Source organism: uncultured Dysosmobacter sp., from assembly GCF_947631165.1.
Taxonomy (GTDB): Bacteria; Bacillota; Clostridia; order Oscillospirales; family Oscillospiraceae; genus Oscillibacter.
The window spans coordinates 53,121-67,176 of sequence record NZ_CANRKH010000016.1 but is presented as its reverse complement, the minus strand read 5'-3'; the positions used below and the strand labels follow the sequence as shown (position 1 = coordinate 67,176).

Here is a 14,056-nt window from a genome sequence, read left to right as displayed (position 1 = left end):
CAAGTACTATGGCCGCTTCAACCAGGGCGTGGTGACCATCAACCTGCCGGATGTGGCCCTTAGCTCCGGCGGCAACCTGGAGAAGTTCTGGAAGATCTTCGACGAGCGGCTGGAGCTGTGCCACCGGGCCCTCCGCTGCCGCCATGAGCGCCTGAAGGGGACCCTCTCCGATGCGGCCCCCATCCTGTGGCAGTACGGCGCCCTGGCCCGCCTGAAAAAGGGCGAGCCCATCGACGATCTGCTGTACCACGGCTACTCCACCATCTCCTTGGGCTACGCCGGCCTCTATGAGTGCGTGAAGTACATGACCGGCAAGAGCCACACCGACCCCTCCGCCACGCCCTTCGCCCTGCAGGTGATGGAGACCATGAATGCCGCCTGCCGCAAATGGAAGGAAGCCGAGGACATCGACTACTCCCTGTACGGCACGCCGCTGGAATCCACCACCTACAAGTTCGCCAAGTGTCTGCAGAAGCGCTTCGGCGTCATCGAGGGCATCACCGATAAGGGCTATATCACAAACTCCTACCACGTCCACGTCACCGAGGAGATCAACGCCTTCGACAAGCTGAAGTTCGAGGCCCAGTTCCAGCACCTCTCCCCCGGCGGCGCCATCAGCTACGTGGAAGTGCCGGACATGCAGAACAACTTGCCGGCGGTGCTGGCCGTCATGCGCTTCATCTATGACAACATCATCTACGCCGAGCTGAACACCAAGAGCGACTACTGCCAGGTCTGCGGCTGGGACGGCGAGATCCAGATCGTGGAAGAGGGCGGCAAGCTCATCTGGAAGTGCCCCAAGTGCGGCAACACGGATGAGAGCAAGATGAACGTGGCCCGCCGCACCTGCGGCTACATCGGCACCCAGTTCTGGAACCAGGGCCGCACCCAGGAGATCCGGGACAGAGTTCTGCACCTGTAAACAATATGACCGCAGCAAATAAGGGATACAGGCCCCTGTATCCCTTATTTTTCTTTCTCGGGCCAAAAGCTGTCAAACCTTGCAATCAGATAAAAAATACGATAGAATAAGTAATACCAGCGCAAATTCGATTTTATGCGGAGCGCAGCTTCTATGAAAATCAACAAAACAGCAGCCTTGTATGCCATCCTGGCCGCCGCCCTGTATGCAATCAATGTCCCCATATCCAAGATCCTGCTGCACCATGTGGACGCAGCCATGATGGCCGCTCTTCTGTATCTGGGGGCGGGGGTCGGCCTGCTGTTGTACAGTGCCTTGGAAAAGCTCCTGGGCCGTCCCTCATCCCGGCAGCCCCTGACCAAACGGGATCTCCCCTATACGGTCGGTATGGTAGTCCTGGATATCGCTGCCCCCATTCTGCTGATGGCAGGCATTGCACGGACAACCTCCGGAAATGTCTCCCTGCTGAACAATTTTGAGATCGTCGCCACCTCGGTCATTGCGCTGGTCATTTTTAAGGAAGCCATCTCTAAAAAACTGTGGTGCGCTATTTTCCTGGTGACCCTGGCCAGCGCGATTTTGAGTTTCGAAAACGCAGGGGCCTTCACCTTTAACACCGGCTCCCTCTTGGTGCTGGGAGCTTGCCTATGCTGGGGCTTTGAAAACAATTGCACAAAGATGCTCAGCAGCAAAAGCTCCGTGGAGATCGTCACGATTAAAGGCTGCTTTTCCGGCTTGGGCAGCCTCTGCATCGCACTGCTCCTCGGCGAGGACTTTCCAAATTTTCTATGGACTTTGACCGCACTGATCCTGGGTTTTGTCTCTTATGGCCTGAGCATCAATTTTTACATCCTGGCTCAAAAGGATCTCGGCGCGGCTAGGACCAGCGCATATTATTCTATCGCGCCGTTCCTCGGCGTGGCCTTTAGCATCCTTTTGCTGGGTGAACAGCCCACCCTGCAATTTTGCGCCGCGCTTGTCATCATGGTGCTGGGCACCGTGCTTATGGCTTCTGACAACCCACAGGCGCAGTGAGTTCCAAATCACGAAAGGAGCCTCCCATGTATTACGGTGAGATCAAAAACTGCGACATCGCCAACGGCGAGGGCGTACGGGTGACGCTGTTCGTCTCCGGCTGCACCAACCACTGCAAAAACTGCTTCCAGCCCCAGACCTGGGCCTTTGACTACGGCCAGCCCTTCACGGCGGAGACGGAGGACTATCTGCTCTCCCTGCTCTCTCCCGGCTACATCAGCGGCCTGACCCTGCTGGGCGGCGAGCCTTTCGAGCCGGAGAACCAGCGGGCGCTGGTGCCTTTCCTCCGCCGGGTCCGGGCGTCGTATCCGGAAAAGACCATCTGGTCTTTTTCCGGCTTCACCTATGAGGAATTGACCACCGACGGCTCCCACCCCCGCTGCGAGGCGACGGACGAGATGCTGTCATTGCTGGACGTGCTGGTGGACGGCCGCTTCGTGGAAGAGCTGAAGGACATCTCCCTGCGGTTCCGGGGCAGCCGCAACCAGCGGCTCATCGACCTCAACGCCAGCCGGGCGGCGGGCCAGCTTTGTTTCCTGCCGGACCGGCAGCGGAATTGAATCAGGAGGGATCACAATCATGGTGACCATGGCACAGCGCATCGAAGCGCTCCGCACACAAAAAGCAATGAGCCGCCCCGCCCTGGCGGCGGCTCTGGGTCTGCCCCGCATGTCCGTTGAAAAATTTGAGACCGGCCGCCAGACCCCGACTCAGGACCAGCAAACCAAGCTGGCCCATTATTTCGGCGTCTCCCTCTCCTATCTTCGGGGGGAGACCGACGATCCCACCAGCATGGATTCCTGGCTCAGCGGCGCAGTGCCTGACGGCGAGCCGGTCCGCCCCGCTCCCAGGCCCCTGGCCTCCAAAGTGATCCAGTCCTCCGGCGGCAAAGAGGACGGCGCGGTGTTCAGCACCCTGCTGAAAAGCAAGTCCTTCCAGGACATGGTCCGTTCCACAGTGCTGGAGGTCCTCCGCTCCCCCGAGGGCCAGGCTCTGCTGGCCAAGGCCGTCAAAAAAGAGTTGGACCGCTGACGTAATGACAATCAGAAATTAGGAATGAGGAATTTTAAATTGCCGGCTCCGCCGGCCACCTTGTTTCACGCTCCCCATGGGGGCCAGTTCCCCTTTTCAGAGGAAATTGCTGTGAAGCAGCAAAGGGATAATTCCTCATTTCATAAAAACAGCTCTGCGGAGAAACCTCTGCAGAGCTGTTTTTATGTCAACTATAATCAAATAACTTAAAAAGTGGTAAACCCACTTTTCAAGTGTCACAGCACATATGCGCTGTGACAGGCCGCGGGATGCGGCCTTGATTTAGATTTCATAGTCAATGACTGTGCACTTTGTGCGCAGCGGGCATAGCCCGCTTTAAAAATCACTTGCGATTTTTAAAGTCAATTGACTATATCAGGCCATGTGGCCCTGTTCCCGAATGACGGCCACGACCCGCTCCGCCAGCGTCTGGCAGCGCTCCTGGGTCTCCGCCTCCACCATGACCCGCACCAGCGGCTCCGTGCCGGACTCCCGCACCAGAATACGGCCGGTGCCGCCCAGCTCGTCGGCCACGGCCTGCACCGCAGCCCGTACCGCCGGGTCCTCCTGGGCTTCTTTCTTGTCCCGCACCCGGGCGTTGATGAGCACCTGAGGATAGATGGTCACCGGCTCCGCCAGACGGCTCAGGGGCAGCTTCTTGGCCAGCATGACCTCCATCACCTTCAGCGCGGTAAGGATACCGTCACCGGTCCGGGCATACTTGGAGAAGATGATGTGGCCGGACTGCTCGCCGCCGATGCGGTTGCCGTGCTGGACCATGTACTCATAGACGTACTTGTCGCCCACGGCGGTCTTGACGTAGCCAATGTCCGCCTCATCCAAGGCTTTGTACAGGCCAAAGTTGCTCATCACCGTGGTGACCACGGTGTTGTTCACCAGCTTGCCCCGCTCCTTCATGTAAAGGCCGTAGATGTACATGATCTTGTCGCCGTCCACCAGCTCGCCGTTCTCGTCCACAGCCAGACAGCGGTCCGCGTCGCCGTCAAAGGCAAATCCCGCGTCCATGTGGTTTTCCCGCACGTATTGCCGCAGGCCGTCGATGTGGGTCGATCCGGCGTCCCGGTTGATGTTCAATCCGTCAGGGCTGTCGTTGATGACCCGCACCTCGGCGCCCAATGCCTTGAACACGCTGGGGGCGATGCTCCAGGCGCTGCCGTTGGCGCAGTCCAGCGCCACCTTCTTTCCCTTGAAGGAGTACATGGCCAGGGAGATCAGATATCCAATGTACCGGTTCCGTCCAGCGCTGTGGTCCACGATGGCGCCCACATCCTCTCCAGTGGCCAGAGGCAGCTCCTTCCAGGGCTGGCCGTCCAATTCCAGCTTCCCATCCAGATAGTCCTCTACCAGGCGGATGGTGGCCTCGTCCATCTTTTCCCCTTCCCGGTTCATCAGCTTGATGCCGTTGTCGTAGAAGGGATTGTGGCTGGCGGAGATCATCACGCCGCAGTCAAAGCCGTCGGTCCGGGTCACATAAGAAACCGAGGGCGTGGTGGTCACATGCAGCAGATACACGTCCGCGCCGGAGGAAGCCATGCCCGCGCTGATAGCGTATTCCAGCATATAGCTGGACCGGCGGGTATCCTTTCCCACCACGATCTGCGCCCGCTGGGCGCGGCCGTAGTACCAGCCCAAAAAACGGCCGATCTCATAAGCGTGGGCGGCGGTCAGTCCCTCTCCCGCCTTGCCGCGAAAACCGTCTGTACCAAAATATTTACCCATATCGTCACTCCACTGTCATATTTAAGATCTATTGGAAAAACTCCTTATCATAGCCAATAACCGTGTACTCCGCACAAAGCGGCGCAGCCCGCTTGAAAAACCGTTTGTGTTTCTTAAGCGAATTGACTATATCATACCCGCTGCCGCCGCAAATGTCCAGCCTTCCTCCATGGTTTCAGAAAAATTTTCTCCATCGTCAAAATTTTTCCGCCAAAAAAACAGCATATTCCCGTTCCTTCGAGTCAAACTATGCCTGCGATACCCAACAGACCCACATTTGATTTGATGAAAAGGAGAGACTGACTATGTCTAGCAAGAACAACAACAAGATCAACGTTCCTGAGGCTCGCGCCGCCATGGACAAGTTCAAGATGGAGGCTGCCTCCGAGGTGGGCGTCAACCTGAAGGAAGGCTACAACGGCGACCTGACCAGCCGTGAGGCCGGCTCTGTCGGCGGCCAGATGGTCAAGAAGATGATCGAGTCCTACGAGAAGTCTCTGTAACTTCCCGCTGGAACCCAAGGGAGGGCCGAATGGCCCTCCCTTTTTCCGTGCTCCGCCCCATAAACATTTTTCATCTGGAATTGACATCCCCAGCATTTTGCCCTAGAATGAAGAAAGCACTTTTCAACAAATGAGAGGAGCATCGCATCATGGATTATGCAAAGGAATCCCTGCGCCTGCATTATGAGTGGAAGGGCAAGCTGGAAATGACGCCCCGGGCCGCCGTGGACAGCAAGGACGCCCTGTCCCTGGCCTACACCCCCGGCGTGGCCCAGCCCTGCCTGGAGATTCAGAAGGATATCAACAAGAGCTATGAACTGACCCGCCGCTGGAACACCGTGGCCGTAGTCACCGACGGCACCGCCGTTCTGGGCCTGGGCGACATCGGCCCTGAGGCCGGTATGCCCGTCATGGAGGGCAAGTGCGTCCTGTTCAAGGCCTTCGGCGGCGTGGACGCCATTCCCCTGTGCGTCCGCAGCAAGGACGTGGACGACATCGTGAACACCGTGGCCCTGCTGGCGGGGTCCTTCGGCGGCGTGAACCTGGAGGACATCGCCGCCCCCCGCTGCTTTGAGATCGAACGGAAGCTGAAGGAGCGCTGCGACATCCCCATCTTCCACGACGACCAGCACGGCACCGCCGTCATCACTCTGGCGGGCTTGACCAACGCCCTGAAGGTGGTGGGCAAACGGCTGGAGGAGGTCCGCATCGTCATCAACGGCGCCGGCGCGGCGGCCATCTCCATCACCAAGCTCCTGCTCTCCGCCGGAGCCAAGCGCATCACCCTCTGCGACCGCAAGGGCGCTATCTACGCGGGTCGGGACGGTCTCAACTGGATCAAGGAGGAAATGGCCCAGGTCACCAATCTGGACCGGAAGCCCGGGAACCTGGCCGAGACTCTGGCAGGTGCCGACGTGTTCATCGGCGTCTCCGCCCCCAATTCCGTCACCACGGAGATGGTACGGACCATGAACCGGGACGCGATTGTCTTTGCCTGCGCCAATCCCACGCCGGAGATCTTCCCCGAGGACGCCAAAGCCGGCGGCGCGGCGGTGGTCTCCACCGGCCGCAGCGACTACCCCAACCAGATCAACAACGTGCTGGCCTTCCCCGGTATCTTCCGGGGCGCGCTGGACGTGCGGGCCAGCGACATCAATGACGCCATGAAGATCGCCGCCGCCCACGCCCTGGCGGGATTGATCTCCGGCGAGGAGCTGTCCGCCGATTACATTATCCCCGCCGCCTTCGACCCCCGGGTGAAGGACGCTGTGGCCGCCGCCGTGGCCCAGGCCGCCCGGGACTCCGGTGTGGCCCGGATCTGACCGGAGGCGCAGCGGCCCCGCCCCCTTTCCAAACAGCCAGAACAGCACCCCGCCCGGCAGCAGGACCTGCCGGGCGGTTTCTTTTCTTCCCCGCGCCGTATGGAAAAAGCGCCTCTCCCTCCCCATGGAAAACGCCAAAAAATACCATCACTTTTTGTGACACCTCCCAAAAGCCCCACACTGTTGCAAAAATCACTTTGTTTTTCTCCCGTCTTTTTATATACTATATATACTATCTACAATAACTACCTGCAAATATTGGCGTGAAGCGTACATTTTCTATGAAAAGCGGAAAAGGAGGAAAGCAGTATGTTCTATCAAACCACTGAAGCCCACGAGGCACTGCGGGCCAAGGTCCGGGCCTTCGCGGAGGCGGAGGTCAAGCCCATCGCGTTTATGCTGGACCAGGAGAACCGCTTCCCCAGGTCGGCCGTCAAAAAATTGGGGGAAATGGGCCTGATGGGCATCCCCTATGAGAAGAAATACGGCGGTGCCGGGCTGGACGCCCTGAGCTATGCCATCGCCGTGGAGGAGCTGGCCCGGGTGGACGGCGGCACCGGCGTCATCCTGTCGGCTCACACGTCCCTGGGCACCTACCCCATCTACGCCTTTGGCACCGAGGAGCAGAAGAAGAAGTACCTGCCGGATCTGTGCTCCGGCAAAAAGATCGGCGCCTTTGGCCTGACGGAGCCTAACGCCGGCTCCGACGCCGGCGGCACCGAGACCACCGCCGTGGACATGGGCGACCACTGGCTGCTGAACGGCGAGAAGATCTTCATCACCAACGGCGGCGAGGCGGACACCTATGTGGTCTTTGCCGTCACCACGCCGGACATCGGAACCCGGGGCATCTCCGCCTTCATCGTGGAGCGGGGCTGGGAGGGCTTCACCTTCGGCGACCACTACGACAAGATGGGCATCCGCTCCTCCGCCACCTGCCAGCTTCTCTTCAACAACGTGAAGGTCCCCAAGGAGAACCTGCTGGGCAAGGAGGGCCAGGGCTTCAAGATCGCCATGAGCACTCTGGACGGCGGCCGCATCGGCATCGCGGCCCAGGCGCTGGGCATCGCTCAGGGCGCCTTTGAGGCGGCTGTGGAGTACTCCAAGGAGCGGGTCCAGTTCGGCCGTCCCATCTGCCAGCAGCAGTCCATCGCCTTCAAGATCGCCGACATGGCCACCAAGCTCCGCTGCGCCCGCCTGCTGGTATACAGCGCCGCCGATCTGAAGCAGGACCATGTCCCCTACGGCATGGAGTCTGCCATGGCCAAGCAGTACGCCTCCGACATCGCTCTGGAGGTCACCAACGACGCTCTCCAGATCTTCGGCGGCAACGGCTACCTGAAGGGCATGGAGGTGGAGCGCTTCTACCGCGACGCCAAGATCACCACCATCTACGAGGGCACCAACGAGATCCAGCGGGTCGTCATCGCCTCTCACATCCTGGGCAAGGCAGGCAAAGCCGACGCCGCCCCGGTCCAGAAGCGCGGTCCAGAGACCGGCGAGCGCAAGAAACAGATCCTGAAGGACGGCACCGCCCAGGAGCGGGTCGACGCTCTGGTGGCAGCCCTGAAGAAGGACGGCTATGACTTCACTGTGGGCATCCCCATGGACACCCCCATCGTCCAGGCAGAGCGGGTCGTCAGCGCCGGCAAGGGCATCGGCGAAAAGAAGAACATGAAGCTCATTGAAGACCTGGCCAGGGCCGCCGGCGCCGCCATCGGCTCCAGCCGTCCCGTGGCCGAGACGCTGCAATACGTCCCCCTGAACCGCTATGTGGGCATGAGCGGCCAGAAGTTCAAGGGCAATCTGTACATCGCCTGCGGCATCTCCGGTGCGGGCCAGCATCTGAAGGGCATCAAGGACGCCTCCACCATCGTAGCCATCAACATCGACCCCAACGCCCGTATCTTCAAAAACTGCGACTACGGTATCGTGGGCGATGTGATGGAGATCCTGCCCCTGCTGACCAAGGCCCTGGACACCGGCGAGAAACTGCCCGCCCCGCCCATGAAGAAGATGAAGCGTGCCACGCCCAAGAAGATCACGCAGCCTCGGAAGCTGTACATCTGCAACGGCTGCGGCCACGAGTACGACCTGCTGGTGGGCGACCCCGAGAGCGACGTCAAGCCCGGCACCAAGTTCCAGGACCTGCCGGAAGGCTGGGTCTGCCCCCACTGCGGCGAGGGCGTGGACCAGTTCATCGAAATCGAAGTCTAAAGCTGCCTGAGGATAAAAGGAGGTATCTGCTATGTATAATTTCCGGAAAGTCACCGACGATCTGTACTGGGTCGGTGCCAACGACCACCGCCTGGCCCTGTTTGAGAATATCCATCCCCTGTACCACGGCGTCAGCTACAACGCCTACGTCCTGCTGGACGAAAAGACCGTTCTGTTCGACACTGCCGACTGGTCCGTGGGCCGTCAGTTCATCGACAATGTGAAGGCCGTTCTGGACGGCCGCACCCTGGATTACCTGGTCATCAACCACGTGGAGCCGGATCACGCCGCCTCCATTGAGGAGATCCTCCTCCGCTGGCCGGAGGTGAAGATCGTCACCTCCCCCAAGGCGGTGATCCTGCTGCACCAGTTCGGCTTCCCCATCGACAGCAGCCGTGTGGAGGAGGTCCGGGAGGGCGATACCAAGTGCTTCGGCAAGCACACCATCGCCTTCGTCAGCGCCCCCATGGTCCACTGGCCCGAGGCCATGGTGTCCTTCGACACCACCAACGGCGTCCTCTTCTCCGCCGACGCCTTCGGCTCCTTCCGTGCCCTGGACGGCAAGCTGTTCGCCGACGAGTTCGACTTTGACGGCGAGTGGATCGACGACGCCCGCCGCTACTACACCAATATCGTGGGCAAGTACGGTCCCCAGGTCCAGGCCCTGCTGAACAAGGCGGCCAACATCGTGGGTCTGGACAACATCAAGTACCTCTGCCCCCTCCACGGTCCCGTGTGGCGGAAGGACCTGGGCTATATCATCGACAAGTATGTCCACTGGGCCACTTATGAGCCGGAGGAGAAGGGCGTCATGATCGTCTATGCCTCTATGTACGGCAACACCGAGACCGCTGCCGAGGTCCTGGCCGCCAAGTTGGCAGACCGGGGCGTCACCAATACCCGGCTTTATGACGTGTCCAGCACCCATGTGAGCTACCTGATCTCCGACCTGTTCAAATACAGTCACCTGGTCCTGGCCTCCGTCACCTATAATCTGGGGATCTTCCCGCCCATGCACAACTTCCTGGCGGACATGAAGGCCCTGAATCTTCAGAAGCGCACCGTAGCCCTGGTGGAAAACGGCTCCTGGGCGCCCCGGTCCGGCGCCCTCATGCGTGCGGAACTGGAGAAGCTCAAGCACATGGACATCCTGGACGACGGATTGACCATGGCTTCCTCCCTCCAGGAACAGAACCTGAGCGAGATGGATGCCCTGGCCGATGCCATCGCCGCCTCTGTCAATAAGTGATCCGATCCGCCGAAGCGGGAAGTCCGATTGGGCTTCCCGCTTTCGTGTCTCCGGCGGCCCCGGGTGCGGGACCGCCGCGAAGTTCCTCACGAATGGGAAATTGATATTGACAAACCCGGAGCGGATATGGTATCATACTTCAGGTGCTTGAGGGGCGGCGGCCCCCCTGCCGGTTCGTGGAGAGATGTCCGAGCGGTTGAAGGAACCGGTCTTGAAAACCGGCGATGTGCAAGCATCCGTGGGTTCGAATCCCACTCTCTCCGCCACTTTTTTCATATGATCTGCGGAAGTACCCAAGAGGCCGAAGGGGCTCCCCTGCTAAGGGAGTAGGGTGTCTAATAAACGCCGCGAGGGTTCAAATCCCTCCTTCCGCGCCACGTCGGAGCAAGCGGCATATCGCTTGCTCCGACTTTTTTCAAAAGTCAGAGCGCGCTCATTCTGCTGCTCCTCCTTTCCAAACCGAACCCGCTTTGCTGGGCTTCGGTTTGGCTTTGGCAAACCTTTTGGCTGGAAAAGTATTTTCATCGCCTTGGTACAGCTCAGAAAAAGCCCTAAGGCGATGAAAAGGCCTTAAGGCCTTTTCATACGCCAGACGTGCTTTTTCTTCGCTTCCGACCGCGATTCGCTCCGCTGGATTCGCGGTCGGATAGGACGGAGGGGCGAGTAAAAAAGTGTTTTTCTTGCCCCGGTGCTCGTCGGATCAAAATCCGCTCCACTCATGATCCCAACCCGTACGGGTGGGGATTTCTCGTACCGCTCCCTCCCGCATCCTGGCAAAGTTTTCATTGTTCTTTTTCCGCCGTTGTGGTACACTAAAATCAGCACGACCGCACTTCCATTTCAGAACAGGAGAACAGGTATGGACTCTTTTGAAAACATCGAACTGCTGGACTGTCCGTTGTGCCACGGAGCCGGGATGCTCCAGGACGAGGACGGCTGGTGCGTGTATGTCAGCTGCCTGGACTGCGGCTGCCACACGGCGGAGCTGCGTTACCGCACCCCGGAGGAACGGCTGGAAATGGCCCGGCAGGCCGCCCGTTTTTGGAGCGTGGGCAAAGTCATCCACCCCGGTCCCGGAGAATGAGCCATATAAGAAAGCCATCCTATCCCTCTGATAAAAGGCAGATCTACCGGCAAATCTGGAAATCATCCAAAATATTGTTTTAAAGACACAAAATTTTGCTCCATCAAGGACAGATATGTGGCTCCCGCCTCCATTTCCTGCCGGGAGACATTGTGGCAGGTGTGGAACATGGCAGTCTGGGTCCCGGTGGCTTCCGCGATGCTGTCCGCCACCAGATGGTTGGAAAATTCGATATACCACACCGTTGGGATGCCCTCGTCCCGCACCTTGGCGGTCAAATAGGCAATGGTGGCCGCCGACGGCTCTGTCTGGGTCCCGCAGCCAGGAAACGCGGCATAGTAGTCCAGTTCATATTCCTCGGCGAAGTACCGCAGCGGGAACCGGTCTCCAAATACGATGGTCCGCTCCGGCTGGGCCGCAAAGAGATCCGCAAACCGCTGGTCCAGCTCGTCGATCTGTCCAGCATAGGCCTCGGCGTTTTCCCGGTAGGCTGCCGCATTGGGGCGGTCCAGAGTCTCCATCCGTCCGCCCACAGTCCGGACAATGGCAGCGGCATTGCAGGGGGAGGTCCAGACATGCTCGTCCATGCCCACTACCTGGCCCAGACTATGCTCCTCCGCCTCATGGTCATGTTCGTCGTGATCGTGGCTGTGGTCATGGCCCGGCTGGGCCTGCATCCCCTCCACGGTCTCCTCCTCCAGCAGCTCCACACAGTCCACCATCCGCAGCACCTCTCCCCGTGGCTCCACCGCGGAGAGGATGGTATCGACCCAAGCGTCGGATTCGCCACCCAGGCAGATGAACAGGTCGCAGTCCTGGACTGCCAGGATATCCGCCGGCGTAGGCTCATAGGAGTGGCTCTCCGCCCCCGGCGGCAGCAGCAGGCGGACGTCCGCCAGCTCCCCGCAGACGGCCCGGGCAAAGTCATAGGCTGGGAACACCGTGGCCACGATCTGGGGCCGGTCCGGCCGGGCCGGCGCCTCTGCCGGACCGCAGCCCGTCAGCAGAAGGCACAGCAGCAGTACAAAGCAGCTTTTTTTCACGATACATCCTCTTTCAATTTGAGAATCATTTTCAGATGTATAGGATACCACCTTCCGCTGGGAAATGCAAGCGGACATTTCCCACCTTTCTTTTACCTTTTGTGCTGCCGGCATGAAACTCCGTCGATTTCACCAACTTGTAGATTGAACTCCAACATATACTGTGCTATAATCAGGTCTATAGATTCGGATGTGATAAAGGATGCAATGTCCATACTGTGGCCAAGAGATGGAGAAGGGGCTGATTCAAAGCCCACAGGAGATTTCCTGGATAAAAAGTGAAAAACGAACGTTATTCGGTAGGGCAGAATTCTATGATGGTGCCGTCGTTCTTTCCAAATTATCAGTTATGAAAGGATCTGCTGTTGTTTCCCATTTGTGCCGGGATTGTCAGAAGGTTATTATTGACTTTTTCGATGGTAACTCAGATTTGAATCAGAGCTAAATTTTATTTTACGGTCACCCTAAAGGATGACTGTTTCTTTTGTCATTTTGGCGGGAGTTCAAATAATTGAGCAGCACGAAAAATAAAAGGGAGTTTCCCACTTCCCTTTTACTCTAAGTGTGATAAAAATCTGCCTTGCCGGTATTGTCGTGGGGCTGATCTTCATGCTTTACGCCCAATTCAAATACAATAAAGGGATTTTCTGACTTCCGGTTCCATGCATGCCCTCCATATAAGCCAAATACAGGATGGCTGCCATGATCCAGTCATCCTGTATTTTGTAAGAACCCGTACCAATAGGTGCAGCACACCGTCTGAGCGGTCCTTTTCCCGCCGCTCTGCGTTGTTTCTCCTTGGAATACTCCAAGTATTCCTGCGTCATAACGCCTTGATCGGCAGAAAAATTCCTCGTCCATCCGGCATTCCTCCCCCATTGGTACAGGTTCTACCTGGCGATTCATCCGAAAAACCGAGCAGCATCGCCGGTCTGAAATGGGCATTCCCTTTGCGGTCAGCGGCGCTCCTTTGCCAGCCGCTCCGCCAGCCGGGCGAAGTCCTCCAGCGTCAGCCGCTCGCCCCGGATGTCGGCGGGCAGGCTGCAGTCCGCGATGGCCGCCTGCACGGCGGCCTTTTCCATGCCCAGCGCCGCCGCCAGGGAGTTGGCCAGGGTCTTTCGCCGCAGCAGGAACGCTCCCCGGGCCACCTTGAAAAAAAACGCCTCGTCCTCCACCTCCACGGCGGGGTGCGCCCGCCGGACGCACCGCAGCACAGCAGAGGTCACCTTGGGCTCCGGCAGGAATTTCTCCCGCGGCACGTCGAACAGATATTGCGTCTCCATGTGATACTGCAAAAACACCGAGAAGGCCCCGCCGTCCCCGGACCCCTGGGCCGCCGCCAGCCGCTGGGCCACCTCCTTTTGGATCAGCACGGTGATGGTCTCAAAGCAGGGCGTTTCCACGAGCTTGGTCAGCACCGGCGTGGTGATGTTATAGGGCAGGTTGGCGCACACGATGGGCCGCAGCCCCTGGAACTTCTCCGCCGCCAGGGCGTTCAGGTCCAGCTTCAGCACGTCTCCGGACACGATCTCCACATTGGGATAGGGGGCCATGGTCTCCGCCAATACCGGCAGCAGGGACTTGTCCAGCTCCACGGAAACGACCTTCCCCGCCCGCCGGGCCAGCTCCGCCGTCAGAGGACCGATGCCCGGTCCGATCTCCAGCACGCCGCAGCGCCCGTCCGCCTGAGACGATGCCGCGATATCATACGGCACCTGGGGATCGATCAAAAAATTCTGCCCCAGGGACTTGGAAAAATGAAATCCGTGCCGCCCCAGCAGCTCCCGGATGGTCTGATAGTCACAGAGATTCATGCTATCCCGCCTTTCGTGTTCCTCAGTATATCAAAAACAGCTCCTCTTGCCAAGCCCTCCGAAGCTATGGTATACTGATTTTACCGAAACAGGAG

13 protein-coding genes and 2 tRNA genes are annotated in these 14,056 nt (G+C 59.0%); 12 read left to right on the top strand and 3 right to left on the bottom strand.

Annotated elements, in window-relative coordinates; translation table 11 throughout:
• The 4 genes from nrdD to Q0Z69_RS09550 form a co-directional block, all read left to right on the top strand.
• On the top strand, window positions 1-922 hold a 922-nt coding region (gene nrdD, locus Q0Z69_RS09565; RefSeq protein ID WP_298032598.1), incomplete at its 5' end, for an anaerobic ribonucleoside-triphosphate reductase.
• A 153-nt stretch (window positions 923-1,075) separates the two neighbouring features.
• Window positions 1,076-1,957, top strand: coding sequence for a DMT family transporter (locus tag Q0Z69_RS09560; protein ID WP_298032596.1), 882 nt, complete (start codon window positions 1,076-1,078; stop codon window positions 1,955-1,957).
• 26 nt (window positions 1,958-1,983) lie between these two features.
• Complete coding sequence (gene nrdG, locus Q0Z69_RS09555) at window positions 1,984-2,517, top strand: anaerobic ribonucleoside-triphosphate reductase activating protein (RefSeq protein ID WP_298032593.1); 534 nt, start codon at window positions 1,984-1,986, stop codon at window positions 2,515-2,517.
• Between the two features lie 19 nt (window positions 2,518-2,536).
• Window positions 2,537-2,989 carry a helix-turn-helix domain-containing protein gene (locus tag Q0Z69_RS09550; RefSeq protein ID WP_298032590.1) on the top strand — a complete coding sequence of 151 codons (453 nt, stop codon included), beginning with the start codon at window positions 2,537-2,539 and terminating at the stop codon, window positions 2,987-2,989.
• A 375-nt stretch (window positions 2,990-3,364) separates the two neighbouring features.
• Here Q0Z69_RS09550 and glmM read toward each other — a convergent pair whose 3' ends face one another.
• Window positions 3,365-4,729 (bottom strand): phosphoglucosamine mutase, encoded by a 1,365-nt coding sequence (gene glmM, locus Q0Z69_RS09545; RefSeq protein ID WP_298032586.1) that lies wholly within the window; start codon window positions 4,727-4,729, stop codon window positions 3,365-3,367.
• A 305-nt stretch (window positions 4,730-5,034) separates the two neighbouring features.
• Between glmM and Q0Z69_RS09540 the strand changes: the two genes are divergently transcribed.
• From Q0Z69_RS09540 to Q0Z69_RS09510, 7 genes are all read left to right on the top strand, one after another.
• Entirely contained in the window at window positions 5,035-5,232 is a 198-nt protein-coding gene (locus Q0Z69_RS09540) for an alpha/beta-type small acid-soluble spore protein (RefSeq protein ID WP_295580881.1), read from the top strand.
• A gap of 149 nt (window positions 5,233-5,381) precedes the next feature.
• Entirely contained in the window at window positions 5,382-6,554 is a 1,173-nt protein-coding gene (locus Q0Z69_RS09535; RefSeq protein ID WP_298032584.1) for an NADP-dependent malic enzyme, read from the top strand.
• A gap of 309 nt (window positions 6,555-6,863) precedes the next feature.
• Window positions 6,864-8,771: an acyl-CoA dehydrogenase family protein gene (locus Q0Z69_RS09530; protein WP_298032581.1), complete on the top strand. Its 1,908-nt coding sequence runs from the start codon at window positions 6,864-6,866 to the stop codon at window positions 8,769-8,771.
• A 31-nt stretch (window positions 8,772-8,802) separates the two neighbouring features.
• Complete coding sequence (locus tag Q0Z69_RS09525) at window positions 8,803-10,020, top strand: FprA family A-type flavoprotein (protein WP_298032578.1); 1,218 nt, start codon at window positions 8,803-8,805, stop codon at window positions 10,018-10,020.
• A gap of 178 nt (window positions 10,021-10,198) precedes the next feature.
• Window positions 10,199-10,286: transfer RNA gene (locus Q0Z69_RS09520), tRNA-Ser, on the top strand.
• Window positions 10,287-10,303: 17 nt separating this feature from the next.
• Window positions 10,304-10,397: transfer RNA gene (locus Q0Z69_RS09515), tRNA-Ser, on the top strand.
• A 482-nt stretch (window positions 10,398-10,879) separates the two neighbouring features.
• Window positions 10,880-11,104, top strand: coding sequence for a Lar family restriction alleviation protein (locus Q0Z69_RS09510; RefSeq protein WP_298032576.1), 225 nt, complete (start codon window positions 10,880-10,882; stop codon window positions 11,102-11,104).
• Between the two features lie 62 nt (window positions 11,105-11,166).
• Here the strand turns inward: Q0Z69_RS09510 and Q0Z69_RS09505 are convergent, their stop codons facing one another.
• Window positions 11,167-12,147 carry a metal ABC transporter substrate-binding protein gene (locus Q0Z69_RS09505; protein ID WP_298032573.1) on the bottom strand — a complete coding sequence of 327 codons (981 nt, stop codon included), beginning with the start codon at window positions 12,145-12,147 and terminating at the stop codon, window positions 11,167-11,169.
• Between the two features lie 202 nt (window positions 12,148-12,349).
• Between Q0Z69_RS09505 and Q0Z69_RS16890 the strand changes: the two genes are divergently transcribed.
• Complete coding sequence (locus Q0Z69_RS16890; protein ID WP_367272283.1) at window positions 12,350-12,592, top strand: PF20097 family protein; 243 nt, start codon at window positions 12,350-12,352, stop codon at window positions 12,590-12,592.
• Window positions 12,593-13,103: 511 nt separating this feature from the next.
• On the opposite strand, the gene rsmA is transcribed toward Q0Z69_RS16890, so the two are convergent.
• Window positions 13,104-13,961 (bottom strand): 16S rRNA (adenine(1518)-N(6)/adenine(1519)-N(6))-dimethyltransferase RsmA, encoded by an 858-nt coding sequence (gene rsmA / locus Q0Z69_RS09500; RefSeq protein WP_298032570.1) that lies wholly within the window; start codon window positions 13,959-13,961, stop codon window positions 13,104-13,106.
• Window positions 13,962-14,056 lie beyond the last annotated feature (95 nt).